Annotated in this window: 25 protein-coding genes; 5 read left to right on the forward strand and 20 right to left on the reverse strand. The window is 69.1% G+C overall.

Going from position 1 to position 16,966, the window contains the following annotated elements:
* Positions 1-45 precede the first annotated feature (45 nt).
* The 16 genes from rpsQ to ACIQWX_RS02325 all read right to left on the reverse strand — a co-directional run bounded on the left by rpsQ (position 46) and on the right by ACIQWX_RS02325 (position 11,085).
* Complete coding sequence (rpsQ, locus tag ACIQWX_RS02250) at positions 46-324, reverse strand: 30S ribosomal protein S17 (protein WP_372671242.1); 279 nt, start codon at positions 322-324, stop codon at positions 46-48.
* Positions 321-566 (reverse strand): 50S ribosomal protein L29, encoded by a 246-nt coding sequence (gene rpmC, locus ACIQWX_RS02255; protein WP_086675500.1) that lies wholly within the window; start codon positions 564-566, stop codon positions 321-323. The genes rpsQ and rpmC overlap by 4 nt, the downstream gene beginning before the upstream one ends.
* A complete protein-coding gene (gene rplP, locus ACIQWX_RS02260) occupies positions 566-985 on the reverse strand; it encodes a 50S ribosomal protein L16 (RefSeq protein ID WP_004558864.1) in 420 nt (139 codons plus the stop codon). The genes rpmC and rplP overlap by 1 nt, the downstream gene beginning before the upstream one ends.
* Positions 986-988: 3 nt before the next feature.
* Positions 989-1,822 carry a 30S ribosomal protein S3 gene (rpsC, locus tag ACIQWX_RS02265; protein WP_072474761.1) on the reverse strand — a complete coding sequence of 278 codons (834 nt, stop codon included), beginning with the start codon at positions 1,820-1,822 and terminating at the stop codon, positions 989-991.
* Entirely contained in the window at positions 1,822-2,241 is a 420-nt protein-coding gene (gene rplV / locus ACIQWX_RS02270) for a 50S ribosomal protein L22 (protein ID WP_086675501.1), read from the reverse strand. The genes rpsC and rplV overlap by 1 nt, the downstream gene beginning before the upstream one ends.
* 29 nt (positions 2,242-2,270) lie before the next feature.
* On the reverse strand, positions 2,271-2,552 hold the full coding sequence (gene rpsS, locus ACIQWX_RS02275; protein ID WP_003102083.1) for a 30S ribosomal protein S19: 282 nt from the start codon (positions 2,550-2,552) through the stop codon (positions 2,271-2,273).
* A gap of 18 nt (positions 2,553-2,570) precedes the next feature.
* Positions 2,571-3,407, reverse strand: coding sequence for a 50S ribosomal protein L2 (gene rplB, locus ACIQWX_RS02280; RefSeq protein WP_400864396.1), 837 nt, complete (start codon positions 3,405-3,407; stop codon positions 2,571-2,573).
* A gap of 15 nt (positions 3,408-3,422) precedes the next feature.
* Positions 3,423-3,734, reverse strand: a complete 312-nt coding sequence (gene rplW, locus ACIQWX_RS02285; protein WP_003102087.1) for a 50S ribosomal protein L23 — start codon at positions 3,732-3,734, stop codon at positions 3,423-3,425.
* Positions 3,731-4,420: a 50S ribosomal protein L4 gene (gene rplD, locus ACIQWX_RS02290; RefSeq protein WP_400864399.1), complete on the reverse strand. Its 690-nt coding sequence runs from the start codon at positions 4,418-4,420 to the stop codon at positions 3,731-3,733. The genes rplW and rplD overlap by 4 nt, the downstream gene beginning before the upstream one ends.
* Positions 4,417-5,073, reverse strand: a complete 657-nt coding sequence (rplC, locus tag ACIQWX_RS02295; RefSeq protein ID WP_125306110.1) for a 50S ribosomal protein L3 — start codon at positions 5,071-5,073, stop codon at positions 4,417-4,419. Before rplC ends, rplD begins: the two co-directional genes overlap by 4 nt.
* Positions 5,074-5,106: 33 nt before the next feature.
* On the reverse strand, positions 5,107-5,412 hold the full coding sequence (gene rpsJ, locus ACIQWX_RS02300; RefSeq protein ID WP_003102098.1) for a 30S ribosomal protein S10: 306 nt from the start codon (positions 5,410-5,412) through the stop codon (positions 5,107-5,109).
* A gap of 408 nt (positions 5,413-5,820) precedes the next feature.
* A complete protein-coding gene (gene tuf / locus ACIQWX_RS02305; RefSeq protein WP_086675505.1) occupies positions 5,821-7,014 on the reverse strand; it encodes an elongation factor Tu in 1,194 nt (397 codons plus the stop codon).
* 171 nt (positions 7,015-7,185) lie between these two features.
* Positions 7,186-9,285: an elongation factor G gene (fusA, locus tag ACIQWX_RS02310; RefSeq protein WP_400864402.1), complete on the reverse strand. Its 2,100-nt coding sequence runs from the start codon at positions 9,283-9,285 to the stop codon at positions 7,186-7,188.
* Between the two features lie 63 nt (positions 9,286-9,348).
* Complete coding sequence (rpsG, locus tag ACIQWX_RS02315) at positions 9,349-9,819, reverse strand: 30S ribosomal protein S7 (RefSeq protein WP_003102106.1); 471 nt, start codon at positions 9,817-9,819, stop codon at positions 9,349-9,351.
* Positions 9,819-10,193 (reverse strand): 30S ribosomal protein S12, encoded by a 375-nt coding sequence (gene rpsL, locus ACIQWX_RS02320; RefSeq protein ID WP_003102113.1) that lies wholly within the window; start codon positions 10,191-10,193, stop codon positions 9,819-9,821. Before rpsL ends, rpsG begins: the two co-directional genes overlap by 1 nt.
* Positions 10,194-10,929: 736 nt before the next feature.
* Positions 10,930-11,085, reverse strand: coding sequence for a hypothetical protein (locus ACIQWX_RS02325; RefSeq protein ID WP_400864406.1), 156 nt, complete (start codon positions 11,083-11,085; stop codon positions 10,930-10,932).
* Positions 11,086-11,250: 165 nt separating this feature from the next.
* Here ACIQWX_RS02325 and ACIQWX_RS02330 point away from each other — a divergent pair, with 165 nt between their 5' ends.
* The 4 genes from ACIQWX_RS02330 to ACIQWX_RS02345 are packed head-to-tail and all read left to right on the forward strand — an operon-like array spanning position 11,251 to position 13,929.
* Positions 11,251-11,787, forward strand: coding sequence for a YbaB/EbfC family nucleoid-associated protein (locus ACIQWX_RS02330; protein WP_400864409.1), 537 nt, complete (start codon positions 11,251-11,253; stop codon positions 11,785-11,787).
* Positions 11,787-12,119 (forward strand): ESX-1 secretion-associated protein, encoded by a 333-nt coding sequence (locus tag ACIQWX_RS02335; RefSeq protein WP_400864411.1) that lies wholly within the window; start codon positions 11,787-11,789, stop codon positions 12,117-12,119. Before ACIQWX_RS02330 ends, ACIQWX_RS02335 begins: the two co-directional genes overlap by 1 nt.
* Before the next feature lie 8 nt (positions 12,120-12,127).
* The gene (locus ACIQWX_RS02340; RefSeq protein WP_400864413.1) at positions 12,128-13,318 is read left to right on the forward strand and encodes a hypothetical protein; all 1,191 of its coding nucleotides are present in this window, start codon (positions 12,128-12,130) and stop codon (positions 13,316-13,318) included.
* Positions 13,318-13,929 (forward strand): hypothetical protein, encoded by a 612-nt coding sequence (locus tag ACIQWX_RS02345; protein ID WP_400864416.1) that lies wholly within the window; start codon positions 13,318-13,320, stop codon positions 13,927-13,929. Before ACIQWX_RS02340 ends, ACIQWX_RS02345 begins: the two co-directional genes overlap by 1 nt.
* Here ACIQWX_RS02345 and ACIQWX_RS02350 read toward each other — a convergent pair.
* The gene (locus ACIQWX_RS02350; RefSeq protein WP_400864418.1) at positions 13,910-14,131 is read right to left on the reverse strand and encodes a hypothetical protein; all 222 of its coding nucleotides are present in this window, start codon (positions 14,129-14,131) and stop codon (positions 13,910-13,912) included. The genes ACIQWX_RS02345 and ACIQWX_RS02350 overlap by 20 nt on opposite strands.
* 58 nt (positions 14,132-14,189) lie before the next feature.
* Between ACIQWX_RS02350 and ACIQWX_RS02355 the strand changes: the two genes are divergently transcribed.
* On the forward strand, positions 14,190-14,669 hold the full coding sequence (locus tag ACIQWX_RS02355; RefSeq protein ID WP_400864420.1) for a GNAT family N-acetyltransferase: 480 nt from the start codon (positions 14,190-14,192) through the stop codon (positions 14,667-14,669).
* A 130-nt stretch (positions 14,670-14,799) separates the two neighbouring features.
* On the opposite strand, the gene ACIQWX_RS02360 is transcribed toward ACIQWX_RS02355, so the two are convergent.
* From ACIQWX_RS02360 to ACIQWX_RS02370, 3 genes are read right to left on the reverse strand one after another with little or no spacing between them, the layout of a single operon-like run.
* A complete protein-coding gene (locus tag ACIQWX_RS02360) occupies positions 14,800-15,018 on the reverse strand; it encodes a hypothetical protein (protein WP_400864423.1) in 219 nt (72 codons plus the stop codon).
* 14 nt (positions 15,019-15,032) lie between these two features.
* Positions 15,033-15,239 (reverse strand): hypothetical protein, encoded by a 207-nt coding sequence (locus tag ACIQWX_RS02365; protein WP_400864425.1) that lies wholly within the window; start codon positions 15,237-15,239, stop codon positions 15,033-15,035.
* 24 nt (positions 15,240-15,263) lie between these two features.
* Complete coding sequence (locus tag ACIQWX_RS02370) at positions 15,264-16,952, reverse strand: hypothetical protein (protein WP_400864427.1); 1,689 nt, start codon at positions 16,950-16,952, stop codon at positions 15,264-15,266.
* Positions 16,953-16,966: the final 14 nt, after the last annotated feature.

The raw sequence follows: 16,966 nt of genomic DNA on the forward strand, positions 1-16,966 counted from the left end.
CACCTTGGCGAGCCTTGCGGAACTAAAGACTCCGAAGAGCCCTGCTTACTTGGCCTTCTCCACGATCTGCACCAGGCGCCACCGCTTCGATGCCGACAGCGGGCGGGTCTCCATCAGGGTGACCCGGTCGCCCACGCCCGCCTCGTTGTTCTCGTCGTGCACCTTGACCTTGGTGGTGCTGCGAACGACCTTCGAGTAGCGGGGGTGCTTCTTGCGGTCCTCGAGCTCGACCACGATCGTCTTGTTCATCTTGTCCGAGACGACGTAGCCCTCGCGGACCTTGCGGTCGTTCCGGGCCGGCGTCTCGGTGGTGGGCTCGCTCATGCGGCACCTTCACTCTCGGCGTCGGGGGCAACGGACAGGCCGAGTTCGCGCTCGCGCATGACCGTGTAGATCCGCGCGATGTCCGTGCGGACGGTGCGCAGACGGCGGTTGTTGTCGAGCTGCCCGGTCGCCATCTGGAAGCGGAGGTTGAAGAGCTCCTCCTTGTACTCCTTCAGACGCAGGACGAGCTCTTCCGCGGTGAGCTCACGCAGCTCCGATGCCAGAGCACCAGCGTTCGCCATCAGAACTCACCACCTTCACGGGTCACGATGCGGCACTTCATGGGCAGCTTGTGGATCGCGCGGCGCAGCGCCTCGCGGGCCGTCTCCTCGTTCGGGAACGAGATCTCGAACATCACGCGGCCCGGCTTCACGTTGGCGATCCACCACTCGGGCGAACCCTTACCGGAACCCATGCGGGTTTCCGCCGGCTTCTTGGTCAGCGGGCGGTCCGGGTAGATGGTCGTCCACACCTTGCCGCCACGCTTGATGTGACGGGTCATGGCGATACGAGCGGACTCGATCTGCCGGTTCGTCACGTAACTGTGCTCAAGCGCCTGGATGCCGTACTCGCCGAAGCTGACCTTCGTGCCACCCTTGGCGGCGCCGTGGCGCTTCGGGGAGTGCTGCTTCCGGTGCTTGACCCTGCGCGGGATGAGCACGTCTCAGCCCTCCGTCTTTTCTGCGGTCTCGGTGGCCGGGGCCGCCGGGGCCTCGGTCGTGGCGGCGGCGGCCGCACGACCGGCTTCGGTCGAGGTGGCGGTCGTGCCCGAGGCGCCGGAACGACGCGGACGGGACGGCCGGTCGCTGCGGTCGCGGTCGCGACGCGGCGCGCGCTCGGCGGCGTCGCGGGCTTCGCGGGCCTTCAGGCCACCGACGAGCTCACCCTTGTAGATCCACACCTTGACGCCGATGCGGCCGAACGTCGTCTTGGCCTCGAAGAAGCCGTAGTCGATGTCGGCGCGCAGCGTGTGCAGCGGGACCCGGCCGTCGCGGTAGTGCTCGGAGCGGGACATCTCGGCACCGCCGAGACGACCGCCGCACTGCACGCGGATGCCCTTGACCTGCGGCGAGCGCATGGAGGTCTGGATCGCCTTCCGCATCGCGCGGCGGAACGCCACGCGGTTGGAGAGCTGCTCCGCGACCGCCTGGGCGACCAGCTGGGCGTCGGCCTCGGGGTTCTTGACCTCGAGGATGTTCAGCTGGACCTGCTTCTTGGTCAGCTTCTCCAGCGCGCCGCGGATCCGGTCGGCCTCCGCGCCGCGGCGGCCGATGACGATGCCCGGCCGGGCGGTGTGGATGTCGACGCGGACGCGGTCACGGGTGCGCTCGATCTCGACCTTGGAGATGCCCGCGCGCTCCATGCCGGTGGCGAGGAGCTTGCGGATCTTGACGTCCTCGGCCACGTACTCGGCGTACTGCTTGTCGGCGTACCAGCGCGACTTCCAGTCCGTGGTGATACCCAGGCGGAAACCGTGCGGGTTGATCTTCTGGCCCACTACCGGCCACCTGCCTTCTTCTTGCTCTGAGCCTTCTGCGCGACGGCCGGACGCGACTCCACCTCGACGGTGATGTGGCTGGTCCGCTTGCGGATCCGGTACGCGCGGCCCTGGGCCCGCGGGCGGATGCGCTTGAGGGTGGGGCCCTCGTCGGCGTACGCGTTCTTGACCCAGAGCGTCTCCGGGTCCAGCTGAAGGTTGTTCTCGGCGTTGGCCACGGCGCTGGCGAGCACCTTCGCGACCGGCTCGCTGGCCGCCTGCGGGGCGAACCGGAGCACGGCCAAGGCGTCGGCGGCGCTACGTCCCTTGATGAGCTCGATCACCCGGCGCACCTTGGTCGGCGAGTCCCGGACGAAGCGAGCCCGCGCGTACGCCGTAGGCAGTTCAGCCTCGGTCGTCACGTCGTTCTGGGCGTTCATCGCTACTTCCTGTCTGGTTTCGTGCCCGCTCAGCGGCGGCGCGACTTGCGGTCGTCCTTGATGTGGCCCTTGAAGGTCCGCGTCGGGGCGAACTCGCCCAGCTTGTGACCCACCATGGCCTCGGTGACGAACACCGGGACGTGCTTGCGGCCGTCGTGCACGGCGATCGTGTGTCCCAGGAAGTCCGGGATGATCGTCGAGCGCCGCGACCAGGTCTTGATGACCGTCTTCTTGCCCGATTCGTTCAGCGCGTCCACCTTCTTGAGCAGGTGGTCGTCCACGAACGGGCCCTTCTTGAGGCTACGTGGCATGTTGTTCTACCTCCCTGCTCAGCGCTTGTTCTTGCCGGTACGCCGGCGGCGGACGATGAGGGCGTCGCTCGGCTTGCGCCGGCGCGTACGGCCCTCGGGCTTACCGTTCGGGTTGACCGGGTGGCGACCACCGGAGGTCTTGCCCTCACCACCACCGTGCGGGTGGTCGACCGGGTTCATGACGACACCGCGGACCGTGGGGCGCTTGCCGCGCCAGCGGTTGCGGCCGGCCTTGCCCCAGTTGATGTTCGCGTGCTCGGAGTTGCCGACCTCGCCGATGGTGGCGCGGTTGCGCACGTCCACGTTGCGGATCTCACCCGAGGGGAGACGCAGCTGGGCGTACGGACCGTCCTTGGCGACGAGCTGCACCTTCGCGCCCGCGGACCGCGCCATCTTCGCGCCGCCGCCGGGGCGGAGCTCGATCGCGTGGATCACGGTGCCGACCGGGATGTTGCGCAGCGGCAGGTTGTTGCCCGGCTTGATGTCGGCCCGGGGGCCGTTCTCCACCGTGTCACCCTGCTTGAGCTTCTCCGGCGCGATGATGTAGCGCTTCTCGCCGTCGGCGTAGTGCAGCAGCGCGATGCGAGCGGACCGGTTGGGGTCGTACTCGATGTGCGCGACCTTGGCGGGAACGCCGTCCTTGTCGTTGCGACGGAAGTCGATGAGGCGGTAAGCGCGCTTGTGGCCGCCACCCTTGTGCCGGGTGGTGATCTTGCCGGACGAGTTGCGACCGCCCGAACCGCTCAGCGGACGAAGCAGCGACTTCTCCGGGGTGGAGCGGGTGATCTCGGCGAAGTCCGAGACGCTCGAACCGCGACGACCCGGGGTCGTCGGCTTGTACTTGCGGATGCCCATTGTCAGCTCAGTCCTTTACGCGGTGGGTCCGCCGAAGATCTCGATCGCCTTGCTTTCCGGCGAAAGAGTCACGATGGCGCGCTTGGTGTCCTTGCGCTTGCCGAAGCCCGCGCGAGTCCGCTTCCGCTTGCCCTGGCGGTTGGCCGTGTTGACGCTGACCACCTTGACGCCGAACACCTTCTCGACCGCGATCTTGATCTGGGTCTTGTTGGCATCCGGGCGGACGATGAACGTGTACTTGTGGTCCTCGAGCAGCCCGTAGGACTTCTCGGAGATGACCGGCGCGAGCAGGATGTCGCGGGGGTCCGGAATGGCGACCGAACTCACTTCTCGTCACTCCCTTCCGTGACCTCGCCCGACCGCGCGGAAGCCTTGGCGCTCTTACCGCGGACGGGGCCGGCGACGAACGCGTCGTACGCGGCCTTGGTGAACACGACGTCGTCGTTGACCAGGACGTCGTAGGTGTTGAGCTGGTCGGCCCAGAGCAGGTGCACCTCGGGCAGGTTCCGCAGGGAAACCCAGCTCAGCTCGTCGGCCCGGTCCAGCACCACGAGCACGCGCTTCGCGGCCGTGACGGCGGCGAGGGCGGTCTTGGCGGCCTTGGTCGACGGCTTCTCACCGGTCACCAGTTCGGTGACGACGTGCAGCTGGCCGGCGCGCGCCCGGTCGGAGAGGGCGCCACGCAGGGCGGCGGCCTTCATCTTCTTCGGGGTGCGCTGCGAGTAGTCACGCGGCGTGGGGCCGTGCACGACGCCACCGCCGACGAACTGCGGCGCGCGGGTCGAACCCTGGCGGGCACGGCCGGTGCCCTTCTGCCGGTACGGCTTCTTGCCGCCACCGGAGACCTCACCGCGGGTCTTCGTGTCGTGCGTGCCCTGGCGCGCGGCGGCCTGCTGGGCCACCACGACCTGGTGCATGAGCGCGACATTGGCCTGCACGTCGAAGATCTCCCCGGGGAGATCCACGGTGCCGTCGGCTTTACCGGCCGGGGTCTTCAGCTCGACGCTTGTCATTCGGAGTTACCACCCTTCGCGGCGCTGCGCACGAACAGCAGGCCGCCCTTGGGACCGGGCACGGCGCCCTTGATCAGCAGCAGGCCGTCCTCGGCACGCACGGCGTGCACGGTCAGGTTCTGCGTGGTGACCCGGTCGTTGCCCATCCGGCCCGCCATGCGCAGGCCCTTGAAGACGCGGCCGGGGGTGGCGCAGCCACCGATCGAACCCGGCTTGCGGTGCACGGCCTGGGCACCGTGGCTCGCGCCCTGGCCCTTGAAGCCGTGGCGCTTCATGACACCCGCGTAGCCCTTGCCCTTGCTGGTACCGGTCACGTCGACCTCGACGCCGGCGGCGAACACCTCGGCGGTGATCTCCTGGCCGACCTCGTAGGTCTCGGCGTCGGTGGTGCGCAGCTCGGCGAGGTACCGGCGCGGCGTCACGCCCGCCTTGTCGTAGTGGCCGGTGCGCGGCTTGTTCACCTTGCGCGGGTCGACCGCGCCGAACGCCAGCTGCACGGCCTTGTAGCCGTCCTTCTCCTGGGTCCGAACCTGGGTGACCACGTTCGGACCGGCCTTCACGACGGTGACCGGGACAACCCGGTTCTGCTCGTCGAAGACCTGGGTCATACCGAGCTTGGTGCCCAGGATGCCCTTCATCTGCCTGTCAGACATGAGTCTCTTATCTCCGCCGCTCGCCCGCCGCTACTACTGGATGTTGACGTCGACGCTCGCCGGCAGGTCGATGCGCATGAGCGCGTCGACCGTCTTCGGCGTCGGGTCGAGGATGTCGATCAGACGCTTGTGCGTGCGCATCTCGAAGTGCTCGCGCGAGTCCTTGTACTTGTGCGGCGAGCGGATGACGCAGTAAACGTTCTTCTCGGTGGGCAGCGGCACCGGCCCGACGACCCGGGCGCCGGTGCGCGTGACCGTCTCCACGATCTTGCGCGCCGAGGTGTCGATCGCCTCGTGGTCGTAGGCCTTGAGCCGGATGCGGATCTTCTGTCCCGCCATGGTGGCTGCTCGTTCCTTGTCGTCTCGTGCCGCTATCTCACAAACCCCGCCGGGTGTTTCCACCCTGAGCCTGGGTTTCCGCAGTTCAACGGCCCTGTCCCCGGTCCACGCGGTCGGGCGTGTCGCGCCCGACGCACAGACGGATCCCGCGGGATCGTCGTCTTGCCTGGTCTTCCTCAACGTGAGGAGGCTATGAGCCGGCTGTGCTCTTGCGAGAACACCGTCCCACTGCCTTTGCCCGCTCGCCTGCAACCCGAAGGAAGAGCTCGGCGGACCGTGGCCACTCGCACCAGGGCGGCCGGACCCCAAAGGAGTCGGCCGCCCCAGGACGAGCAACCTGAATAGTGTCGCACACGTGATTTGACGCCCCTGAGCCGGGGGTGTATTACCCCCGGCCGGGGCGCGAAATCACTTGATGATCTTGGTGACCTGACCCGCACCGACGGTGCGGCCACCCTCGCGGATGGCGAAGCGCAGGTTCACGTCCATCGCGACCGGCTGGATCAGCGCGACCGAGATGTCGGTGTTGTCGCCCGGCATGACCATCTCGGTGCCCTCGGGGAGGGTCACGACGCCGGTCACGTCGGTGGTGCGGAAGTAGAACTGCGGGCGGTAGTTGTTGAAGAACGGGGTGTGACGGCCACCCTCGTCCTTCGACAGGATGTAGACCCGGCCCTCGAAGTCGGTGTGCGGGGTGGTGGTACCCGGCTTCACGACGACCTGGCCGCGCTCGACGTCCTCGCGCTTGATACCGCGGACGAGGAGGCCGACGTTGTCGCCCGCCTGGCCCTGGTCCAGCAGCTTGCGGAACATCTCGACACCGGTGACAGTCGTCTTGGTCGACTTCTCCTTGATGCCGACGATCTCGACCTCTTCGTTCACGTTGACCACGCCACGCTCGACGCGGCCGGTGACGACGGTGCCGCGACCGGTGATGGTGAAGACGTCCTCGATCGGCATGAGGAACGGCTTGTCGAGCTCGCGCACCGGGTCCGGCACGTTGTCGTCGACGGCGGTCATCAGCTCGAGAACGGCCTCGGCCCACTTCTCGTCGCCCTCGAGGGCCTTCAGGCCCGAGACGCGCACGACGGGGGCGTCGTCGCCGGGGAACTCCTGCGAGGACAGCAGCTCGCGGACCTCCAGCTCGACGAGCTCGAGGATCTCCTCGTCGTCGACCATGTCGGCCTTGTTCAGCGCGACCACGATGTAGGGCACGCCGACCTGGCGGGCGAGCAGCACGTGCTCACGGGTCTGCGGCATCGGGCCGTCGGTCGCGGCCACGACCAGGATCGCGCCGTCCATCTGGGCGGCACCGGTGATCATGTTCTTGATGTAGTCCGCGTGACCGGGGGCGTCGACGTGCGCGTAGTGACGCTTCTCGGTCTGGTACTCGACGTGCGAGATGTTGATCGTGATACCGCGCTGGCGCTCTTCGGGCGCGTTGTCGATCTGGTCGAACGCACGCGACTCGTTGAGCTCGGGGTACTTGTCGTGCAGAACCTTGGTGATCGCCGCGGTCAGCGTGGTCTTGCCGTGGTCGACGTGACCGATGGTCCCGATGTTGACGTGCGGCTTGCTCCGCTCGAACTTCGCCTTCGCCACTGGAATGTCCTCCTGGACTGGTTTCGCTTTGTGCTCGGGGGCCGGCGTGGCTGCCGACCCCCGCTGTGTTTGACGCCGCCTCCGCGGTAAAGAGTGCGTCGGCGGGATTCCTTCGTCGGTGCTAGCGGACGTTCAGGAGAGTCCCTTAATGCCCGCGCGCGGTGGGGGTTTTTACTCCCCCGTCGCCTTCGCGATGATTTCCTTCGCGACGTTCGCGGGAACCTCGGCGTAGGAGTCGAACACCATGGAGTAGTTCGCCCGGCCCTGGGTGCGGGACCGGAGGTCACCGACGTAGCCGAACATCTCCGACAGCGGGACCAGCGCCTTCACGACGCGGGTGCCCGACCGCTCCTCCATGGCCTGGATCTGACCACGGCGGGAGTTGAGGTCACCGATGACGTCACCCATGTAGTCCTCGGGCGTGGTCACCTCGACCGCCATCATCGGCTCCAGGATCACCGGGCCGGCCTTCTTCGCGGCTTCCTTCATCGCCATGGAACCGGCGATCTTGAACGCCATCTCCGAAGAGTCGACCTCGTGGTAAGCACCGTCCAACAGGGTGAACTTCAACCCGACGAGCGGGTAGCCGGCCAGGACGCCGTACTGCATCGCGTCCTGCGCGCCCGCGTCCACCGACGGGATGTACTCCCGCGGCACGCGACCACCGGTCACCTTGTTGTCGAACTCGTAGAGCGCGCCGTCGGTGCGCTCGAGCGGCTCCAGCTTCACGATGACCTTCGCGAACTGGCCGGAACCACCGGTCTGCTTCTTGTGGACGTAGTCCAGCTTGTCGACCGTCTTCTTGATCGTCTCGCGGTAGGCGACCTGCGGCTTGCCGATGTTCGCCTCGACCTTGTAGTCGGACTTCATCCGGTTCACCAGCACCTCGAGGTGCAGCTCGCCCATGCCCGCGATGATCGTCTGGCCGGTGTCCTCGTCCAGCTTGACCTGGAACGTCGGGTCCTCTTCGGCCAGCTTCTGGATCGCCAGGGACAGCTTCTCCTGGTCGGCCTTCGTCTTCGGCTCGATCGCGACCCGGATGACCGGCTCGGGGAACGTCATCGACTCCAGCACGATCGGGTTCTGCGGGTCCGCCAGGGTGTCACCCGTGGTGGTGTCCTTCAGCCCGATGACCGCGTAGATGTGGCCGACCTGGGCGTCGTCGACCGGGTTCTCCTTGTTGGAGTGCATCTGGAAGATCTTCCCGATGCGCTCCTTGCGCTCCTTGGTCGCGTTGATGACCTGAGCGCCGGCGCCGACCTTGCCCGAGTACACCCGGATGTAGGTCAGCTTGCCGAAGAACGGGTGCGCGGCGATCTTGAACGCGAGCGCGGCGAACGGCTGGTCCACCGACGCCGTGCGGGTCACGACGGTCTCACCGTCGGGCAGCAGGCCCTCGACGGCCGGGACGTCCAGCGGCGACGGCAGGTAGTCGATCACCGCGTCGAGCATGGGCTGCACGCCCTTGTTCTTGAAGGCGGAGCCGGCCAGGACCGGGAACGCCTCGCGGGTGATGACCAGCTTGCGGATGCCGGACTTGATCTCGGCCTCGGAGAGCTCTTCGCCCTCGAGGAACTTCTCCATGAGGGAGTCGTCCGTCTCGGCGACGGCCTCGATCAGCTTCTCCCGGTACTCCGCGGCGCGGTCGGCCAGGTCGGCGGGGATGTCCTCGACCGAGTAGTCCTCGCCCTTCTGGACCTCGCCGCGCCAGGTCAGCGCCTTCATGCGGACCAGGTCGACGACGCCCTCGAAGTCGTTCTCCGCGCCGATCGGCAGCTGGATCGCCAGCGGCTTGACGCCGAGGCGCTCCGTGATCGTCTTCAGGGTGTAGTAGAAGTCCGCACCCAGCTTGTCCATCTTGTTGACGAAGCAGATGCGCGGGACGTCGTACTTGTCCGCCTGCCGCCAGACCTGCTCGGACTGCGGCTCGACGCCTTCCTTGCCGTCGAAGACGGCGACCGCGCCGTCGAGCACCCGCAGGTTGCGCTCCACCTCGACGGTGAAGTCGACGTGCCCGGGGGTGTCGATCAGGTTGATCTGGTGGTCGGCCCAGAAGGTGGTGGTGGCAGCCGAGGTGATGGTGATGCCCCGCTTCTGCTCCTCCTCCATCCAGTCCATGGTGGCGGCGCCGTCGTGGACTTCACCGATCTTGTAGTTGACCCCGGTGTAGAACAGGATCCGCTCGGTGGTGGTGGTCTTGCCGGCGTCGATGTGCGCCATGATGCCGATGTTGCGGACCTTGTTGAGGTCGGTCAGCACTTCACGTGCCACGAGACTGTTCCCCTGTTCTCAAGCTTGGGGCCCGGCATGGCTTGGTCGACAGCCGGGCGGTGATCACCAGCGGTAGTGCGCGAAGGCCCGGTTGGACTCGGCCATCTTGTGCGTGTCTTCGCGACGCTTCACGGAGGCCCCGAGGCCGTTGGAAGCGTCCAGGAGCTCGTTCTGCAGGCGCTCGATCATCGTCTTCTCGCGGCGGGCCTGCGAGAAGGAGACCAGCCAGCGCAGCGCCAGGGTCGTCGAGCGACCCGGCTTGACCTCGATCGGCACCTGGTAGGTGGCACCACCGACGCGGCGGCTCTTCACCTCGATGGTGGGCTTCACGTTGTCGAGGGCGCGCTTCAGCGTGACGACCGGGTCGGTGCCCGTCTTCTCGCGAGCGCCTTCGAGCGCGCCGTACACGATGCGCTCGGCCAGGGACCGCTTCCCGTCCTTCAGCACCTTGTTCACCAGCTGGGTGACCAGCGGGGAGGCGTAGACGGGGTCGGAGATCAGCGGCCGCTTCGGGGCCGGACCCTTGCGGGGCATTAGCTCTTCTCCTTCTTCGCGCCGTACCGGCTGCGCGCCTGCTTGCGGTTCTTGACACCCTGCGTGTCGAGCGAACCGCGGATGATCTTGTAACGGACACCCGGAAGGTCCTTCACACGACCACCACGCACGAGCACCATCGAGTGCTCCTGCAGGTTGTGGCCCTCACCGGGGATGTAGGCGGTGACCTCGATGCCGCTGGTCAGCTTCACACGCGCGACCTTGCGCAGCGCCGAGTTCGGCTTCTTGGGGGTCGTGGTGTACACGCGAGTGCACACGCCACGCCGCTGCGGGCTCCCCTTGAGGGCCGCGGTCTTCTGCTTGGCAGCCTTGTCCTGGCGGCCCTTGCGGACCAGCTGCTGGATCGTGGGCAATGGACCAGCTTCCTGTCGTGATCTGCTTCTTCGTGTCTTCACCGGCCCCCGCGGTCGGGCGTGTCGGCCCGCGTCACGGTCTCTCGACCGGTAACTTCCCGGAGGGATTTTCCGTCGGAACCCCGACCTGCCGAAGCCGGTGACCGGGTGCCTGAGCACCCCGCCCATGCGCACGGCACGCGGAGCGGCCCGACGCCTGCCGGGCACGGTCTCCAAAGATACCCGCCCGGGTCCGGAAGGAGCGCGGCGGGGGGTCCGAAGGTCGGCGAACCTCCAGCGTACCTCTCGGCACCGCCCGGCCGGGGGATGTTCCGGAGTCCGGTCACGGTGACGCGGTTCCCCCGCCCGGTTTCCCGGATCCGCGGGTGGCCGGCGTTCCCGGCACGGACTCCCCCGCACCGATTGCAACACCGCCGGCCTCGGGAATGTTCCGGACGCCGGGCCGAGCGGCGCCGGCCGCGCTTGGCTCGCTCACCGGCTCGGGGCCGGGTGCCGCGAAAGTCGCATCCGCGGCACCGGAGGTCCCGAATGAGTCATTCGCGACGCCGGACCCGGCGAGCGGCCCTCCGCACCGGCCGGACCCGCCTCGACGACTCGGCGTGCAAACTCACGCCGCGAAAGTCGCGTTCGCGGCACCAGAGGTCCCGAATGAGTCATTCGCGACCGCGGAACCCCGGCGAGTGCCGGCCTGCCGAGCGGCCCTCCAGCTCGCCCGGCGCAGCCGACCCCCTCCGGCTCAGTCCTCTTCGGGCTTCGCGTGGTCCGGCTTGCCCGGGTTCGGGTCGCGGGACAAGTCGATCAGCGGGTGCACCCCGGCCCCCTCGGGAGCCGCGTGGCTGCCCGTCGACTTCGGCTCTTCTTCAGGCCGGCCGGCCCCTTCGCTGCTGCTCATCACGCACTCCTAGCGCTGTTCCCCTGCTTCCCCTTGCGGCCGCAACCTACCCATTACCCGACCGGGTGATGCAGTGGGATCGGATCCGGCGTTCCGTGCGTCACACCGTCGCCGACAGGCCACGATGGGTGGCGGGCAGCACGCGAACGGGAGGGAACGAGGGGCATGGCGGCCGAGTTCGACCAGCTGTTAGCCGAGTTCGAGCGGTTCCAGTCGGGCATCCGGGACGTCGACGACCGGTTCGCCGGCCTCGGCGCGATGCAGCGGCAGCTCACCGAGCTGCGGGCGAGCGCGTCATCGCCGGACGGGGGCGTGACCGTCCTCACCGGACCCGGCGGCGCGGTCCTCGACGTCAGGTTCACCGACGCCGCGCTCGCGAAAGGCCCGCAGGCCCTCTCCGCGGCCCTCATGACGACGCTGCGGGAAGCCGTCGGCGAGGCCGCGCGGCGGCAGGTGGTCCTCGTCCAGGAGCACCTCGGCGACGAGCTCGGCCTCGTCGACCAGGTCCTCGAGACGCAGGCCGAAGCGTTCGGAACCACCGTCGAGGAACTGCGGTCGAAGCTCACGCAGGACGAGCCGGCGCCGGAGGACTTCTCCGAACAGCGCATCCTCCGGCAAGCCGACGCCCCGCCGCCGCCACCCACTACCAGCGGGTCCGCGGGCGACACCTTCCTGCGCAGCCTGTTCGACGAGGAGGACTGATGGCCGACGGCTACCGGGTGGAGGTCGACGCCCTGCGCAAGTACGCCGGCGACCTCGGCAAGTACCGGGACCAGGGCACCAAGTTCACCGAGAAGGTCGGCCAGTCCGACGTCGGCGACAAGTCGTGGGGCGTCGTCGGCCTGTTCACCAAGCACGGGTACGACGAAACGCTGCACGAGCTGCGCGACCTGCTGGCGTCGATGGCCGAGGGCCTGACGTCGGCGCAGGCGAAGTTCACCGACGCCGCGAACGTCTACCAAGGCACCGAAGACGACCACAAGGCGTTCTTCGGCCAGGTCGAGGTCCTGCTCGACGGCCCGAAGAAGCCGTAGGGGGATCGATGGCGGAGTTCCAGGACGTCGCGAGCGGCGTCAGCGTGAAGAGCGACGACCCGACGACCGTGCTCGGGGTGAACGTCGACAACGCGGTCAAGGCGACGCCGTTCGTGGGCAGCGCGGTGACCGTCGGCAAGGACGTCGTTTCGGTGGTGAAGGCCGCCGCCGCGCCGCACCCGGACGGCGTCGACATCGCCCTCGGGCTCGGCACGATCGCGACCGACACGACGTCCTTCATCCAGTCGAGCGCGAGCACCGTCACCGACATCGCCACCGACCCGCTCGGCTGGCTCGTCGGGCAGGGGCTGAACTTCCTGCTCAGCGCGGTCCAGCCGATCCAGGACGCGATCCACTTCGTCAGCGGCGACGGCCCGGCGCTCGGCATCGCCGCCGACAACTTCAACGCCATCGCCACCGGGCTCGACCAGCTGGCGAAGAACTTCGCCGAGGTCGCCGACACCTCACTCCAGGGCTGGCAGGGCGACGCCGGGGACGCCGCGCGCCGGTCGCTCGGCGAGTTCGCCCACGGCATCGGCGGCGTCTCCGCGAAGTCCGGTGACCTGGCGCAGATGCTGCAGCTGAGCAGCATGCTGATGAGCTTCGTCGAGGACCTGATCAAGGCGATCCTCACCGAGCTGGTCACCTGGCTGATCATGATCTGGATCCCGGCGCTGGCGGCCGCGGTGCCCACCTGCGGGGCGTCGGTCGCCACCGCGGGCACGGCGTCGGAGGTCAAGCTCGGCACGACCGCCGCGAAGACGACGCAGAAGGTGTCGAAGGTCCGCGAGCTGCTGCAGAAGATCCTCGACTGGCTGCAGAAGATGAAGGCCAAGCTGGCCGCGACGAAGCTGGGCAAGGTGTTCGCCGACGGCAAGACCGCGAAGAAGCTGGGCGAGATCGCCGAGCGCGACGCGGGCAAGAGCCTCGTCGACAAGCTCACCGGCGCCGACGGGATGATCGGCAAGCGGGCCGGGAAGAACGCCCTGTCGGAGATCGCGAAGAAGGGCGGCGAGGCCGCGGCGAAGGGCGTCTTCGGCTTCAACCCGGCCAAGCCCGGCGACAACCCGGCCAAGACGCTCAACGATCACCTCGGCAAGCTCAACAGCCACGTGAAGAACGCCAAGAAGGCCAGCGACTACGGCGAAACCGGCCGGAACCAATCTGACGACGAGACGCGCGAGGACCTGGACTTCTGATGCTCGTGGTGGTGGTGATCGTCCTGATCGCGGCGGTGTTCGCGGGCGCGGCCGCGATCTGGTGGCGGTCGCACGCGAAGTTCGTCGAAAGCCGCGAGGAGCACTGGTTCAAGACGTTCGCGGCCGAGCGCGGCGGCACCTTCAACAGCGGAGTGCCCAGCGACACGAAGGCGACGCCGTCGTTCGGCGTCAGCCACCCGAGCGGCCGCCCGCTGGCCGGCGGCAACACGACGTGGGTGGAGTTCCGCCACGGAGACCGGCCGGTCATCGCGATCGACGCCCAGGAGCCGTACCGGCACTTCGACGACCACACCCACTTCCGCGACATCCACGTCACGCAGGTGCGGGTGCCGCCGAGCCCCGAACTGCGGATCACCGCGGGGCAGGTGTCGATGCCGACGGACCCGCGGCTCGAGGCCGACCTGGCCCGGTGGCTGGCCGACACCCCGCGGTTCGCCCAGCGGGACGTCGTCGTCGAGCACGGCTCCGCGCGTGCCTGGGGGCAGGGCTGCGCGACCCGGCAGAACGTCGTGGCCGAGGCCGGCTACCTCGCCGACCTGGCGGAGAGCCTGCCCGCGGCGCTGTGGAACGTCAGCGGCGGCGCGTCGTGAGGTGCGTCAAGCCCGCCGACAACGCGAACACCAGGCCCAGTCCCACGATGTAGGGCCCGGCCAGCAGGGCGAACCCCGCGCCGATGTTGGCGTCGGCCTGCTCGTCCGACCGGAAGCCGAGTGCCCCCACCGACAGCAGGATCGCGCCCACGGTGATCAGCACGACGGCCACCACCGTCAGGCGTTTCGTCGCAGTCGTCATGTCCTCATGGTGCCCGGGGCCCGCGGAATCCGCTGGACAGCGACCGCAGGATGAGGACGTGAACTGGAAGATCACCCAGATCGACGTCGCTCACCCGGACGCCGTCGCGATCATGCGCGACTACATGGACGAAGTCGCGTCGCGCTACTACGGGCGCCCGATCACCGAAGCGGAGCTCTCGCAGTACGTGGCCGAAGAACCGGGCACCGACCTGGTGCCGCCGACCGGGGCCTTCCTCGTCGGGCACCTCGGCGGGGAGGTCGCGGGCTGCGCCGGGACCCGGGTCGTCGCGCCGGGGATCAGCGAGCTGACGAAGGTCTTCGTCAAGCCCGCCCACCGCGGCACCGGCGGCGCGCCCGCGCTGGTCGCGGCCGCCGAGGAGGCCGCCCGCCTGCTCGGTTCGCGGCTCATGCGGCTCGACACCCGCCACGACCTCGTCGAAGCCCGCGCGCTCTACGCGAAGGTCGGGTACGCCGAGGTCGAGCCGTTCAACGACGGGCAGTTCGCCGAGCACTGGTTCGCGAAGGCCCTCAGCTGACGCAGGCGGCGACCTCTGCGTCTTCACCACCCGGCCGCCGACCGTGACGCGGCATTCGACCGCGCTGCCGGTTCATGGGGACTCGCATGGGAAAGGGGCGGCCCCTCGAACGCGAGGGGCCGCCGCCGGGTCAGAAGGAGGGCAGCAGCTTGCCCGGCACACCGTTGATCGACTGGATCAGGCCGAGCACCGGGACGCCGAGCGGCGCGAACGTCCAGATGTTGTTCAGGCCGCTGGTGTCCGGCTCGTCGACCACGACGACGCCGGGCGTGTCGGCGGCCAGCGCCGGCGCCGCCGCGCCGAACAGGGCCGCACCGGTGAGGACGGCGACAGCGAGGGTCTTCTTCATGGGTTCTCTCCCCTTCAGGAAACAGCGGTGATCAGGTCGAAGACGGGGGCGAGCAGGTCGACGGGCTGGCCGATCGGGCCGAGCAGGCTGCCGAGGTCGATGCCCGGCACGAGCCAGACGGAACCGTCGGTCGGGTCGGCCGACGCCACACCGGCGGCGAGGCCGGTGAACGCCGTCGCCGCGACGAGCGGCAGCAGCACGCGGGCAGCAAGACGCTTCATGCTTTTCCTTTCGTTGCAGGGGTTTCAGCGGAGAACCGACGTGATCGGCACGATGGTTCCGTCGGGGACCCACTGGCCCGCGTAGTCGCGGTTCATCACCATTCCGGTGGCGTGGGGTTCGGTGGGGTACATCGGCATGGCGTTGACCTGGGCGGCGGCGAAGATCTGCACGTCCGCGGCCGGCCGGTCGGCGCCGAGCCAGGTCCGGAAGCCGCCGAGCGTCGGGCTTTCGCCGCCGAAGCGGTCGCCGACCGCCACGGCGTACCCGACCGCGGTCGCCTCCCGCGGGTCGAACCGCAGCGGCAGCGACGCGCTGGCGACGGCGTTGACGATCGGCCCGTTCAGCAGCCACGGCGCCAGGTAGAGCCCGTACTGGTGGGTGGGTTCGAGGCGCTGCAGCTCGGCGGCCCGCGTCATCGCCGTGTACCCGGCGCTCCAGCCGGAGACGACGACGAGCGCGGTGTCGGGCCCGGCGTCCGGCCGCACGGCCAGCCCGGTCCGCGCCGCGGTCTCACGCACCAGCTTCGCCGCCGCGGCTCCGCGCGGGGAGTCGTCCTCGACCAGCGTGAGCGCGGACGGCTTCCGTCCGGCCAGGAACTCGACCAGCTTGACCAGCGCGCCGCTGTCTTCGGGGGTCAGCGCGTCGGACGGGCACGCGGTCAGGACGTCGGTGCGGCCGGCGACCAGGCCGCCGAGCGCCGCGGACGCGCATTCCGGCGCGTCCGCCTCGGCGATCGCCGGGCCGGGTTCGGTGCCCGCGTCGACCTCGACGACCGTCGTCGTGTCGCCGCGGCGGATCTCCAGGTCGCTGCGGCCGGGCGGTAAGTCGACATCGGCCCACGTGCCCTCGGCGCCGGGCCGCGCGACGGCCTTGGTGATCAGCCCACCGCGGACGCCTGCGGCGAGGTCGTCGCCCGCGCTCGGCGGGAAGTGGACGACGTTGTGGCCCGGCCGTTGCGGGCTGACCAGCACCGGGAACCCGGCCTCGTCGGCCAGCAGCGGCACCCCGGGCACCGGCAGCGGCGGCGGCGCGGGGATGGCGCCGAGCGCGGTCCACGCGACGAACCCGAGCGCGACGGCGGCCACGCCGAACCGGTAGGTGCGGCCTTTGAAGACTCCGGCGAGCACGCTGACCGCCAGCGGCAGGACCACGACCGCCAGGACGGTGAGCCCGAACAGCGTCGAGTAGAGGCGCCGGTCGAACCCGAGGCCGGACAAGCCGAACCGCACCGCGCCGGCGAGGACCAGGAGCCCGCCGAGGGTGAGGGCCAGCGGTCCGGGCCGGACGGCCGACGTCGCCACCGGACCGAACAGCGCGAAGCCGAACCACACGGCCGCCCCGGCGACGAACACCGAGTCGAGCGCGAACTCGACGCCGGTCCCGCCGAGTGAGGTCTCGAGGACGACGAGGACCAGCAGCGCGGCCGACGTCCAGCGGGTGGCCCGCGGGAGGACCGGCACTGCCACCGCGAGCACGACGTGGATCGCCAGCGCGACGACGTTGACGTCGACGGCGAAGGCCGACACCACGGCGAGCAGCGCGGAAACGCCGCCGAGGAGGTACAGCGTGCGCCGCGGCCGGTCACCCGGCGGCCGCAGCAGACCGCCACCGGCGAGGAACGCCGTGGAAAGCAGCAGGGCCAGCCGCAGCGCCAGCGCCAGGGCGTCCACAGTGGACGATCCGGTGGCCGGCGCGGAGTGGTCGTGATCCATCGGGACCTTCCGGG

This window comes from Amycolatopsis sp. NPDC098790 (genome assembly GCF_044759945.1).
Classification (GTDB): domain Bacteria; phylum Actinomycetota; class Actinomycetes; order Mycobacteriales; family Pseudonocardiaceae; genus Amycolatopsis.

Excerpts from the sequence above, each read along its gene's own strand:
- ACIQWX_RS02330 (WP_400864409.1), top strand. The coding sequence starts at position 11,251 with ATGGCGGCCGAGTTCGACCAGCTGTTAGCCGAGTTCGAGCGGTTCCAG.
- rplD (WP_400864399.1), bottom strand. The coding sequence starts at position 4,420 with ATGACAAGCGTCGAGCTGAAGACCCCGGCCGGTAAAGCCGACGGCACC.
- rpmC (WP_086675500.1), bottom strand. The coding sequence starts at position 566 with ATGGCGAACGCTGGTGCTCTGGCATCGGAGCTGCGTGAGCTCACCGCG.
- ACIQWX_RS02335 (WP_400864411.1), top strand. The coding sequence starts at position 11,787 with ATGGCCGACGGCTACCGGGTGGAGGTCGACGCCCTGCGCAAGTACGCC.
- rpsQ (WP_372671242.1), bottom strand. The coding sequence starts at position 324 with ATGAGCGAGCCCACCACCGAGACGCCGGCCCGGAACGACCGCAAGGTC.
- rpsJ (WP_003102098.1), bottom strand. The coding sequence starts at position 5,412 with ATGGCGGGACAGAAGATCCGCATCCGGCTCAAGGCCTACGACCACGAG.
- ACIQWX_RS02365 (WP_400864425.1), bottom strand. The coding sequence starts at position 15,239 with ATGAAGCGTCTTGCTGCCCGCGTGCTGCTGCCGCTCGTCGCGGCGACG.
- ACIQWX_RS02350 (WP_400864418.1), bottom strand. The coding sequence starts at position 14,131 with ATGACGACTGCGACGAAACGCCTGACGGTGGTGGCCGTCGTGCTGATC.
- ACIQWX_RS02370 (WP_400864427.1), bottom strand. The coding sequence starts at position 16,952 with ATGGATCACGACCACTCCGCGCCGGCCACCGGATCGTCCACTGTGGAC.
- rplV (WP_086675501.1), bottom strand. The coding sequence starts at position 2,241 with ATGAACGCCCAGAACGACGTGACGACCGAGGCTGAACTGCCTACGGCG.
- rpsS (WP_003102083.1), bottom strand. The coding sequence starts at position 2,552 with ATGCCACGTAGCCTCAAGAAGGGCCCGTTCGTGGACGACCACCTGCTC.
- rpsG (WP_003102106.1), bottom strand. The coding sequence starts at position 9,819 with ATGCCCCGCAAGGGTCCGGCCCCGAAGCGGCCGCTGATCTCCGACCCC.
- rplB (WP_400864396.1), bottom strand. The coding sequence starts at position 3,407 with ATGGGCATCCGCAAGTACAAGCCGACGACCCCGGGTCGTCGCGGTTCG.
- ACIQWX_RS02340 (WP_400864413.1), top strand. The coding sequence starts at position 12,128 with ATGGCGGAGTTCCAGGACGTCGCGAGCGGCGTCAGCGTGAAGAGCGAC.
- ACIQWX_RS02360 (WP_400864423.1), bottom strand. The coding sequence starts at position 15,018 with ATGAAGAAGACCCTCGCTGTCGCCGTCCTCACCGGTGCGGCCCTGTTC.
- ACIQWX_RS02325 (WP_400864406.1), bottom strand. The coding sequence starts at position 11,085 with ATGAGCAGCAGCGAAGGGGCCGGCCGGCCTGAAGAAGAGCCGAAGTCG.
- rplC (WP_125306110.1), bottom strand. The coding sequence starts at position 5,073 with ATGTCTGACAGGCAGATGAAGGGCATCCTGGGCACCAAGCTCGGTATG.
- ACIQWX_RS02345 (WP_400864416.1), top strand. The coding sequence starts at position 13,318 with ATGCTCGTGGTGGTGGTGATCGTCCTGATCGCGGCGGTGTTCGCGGGC.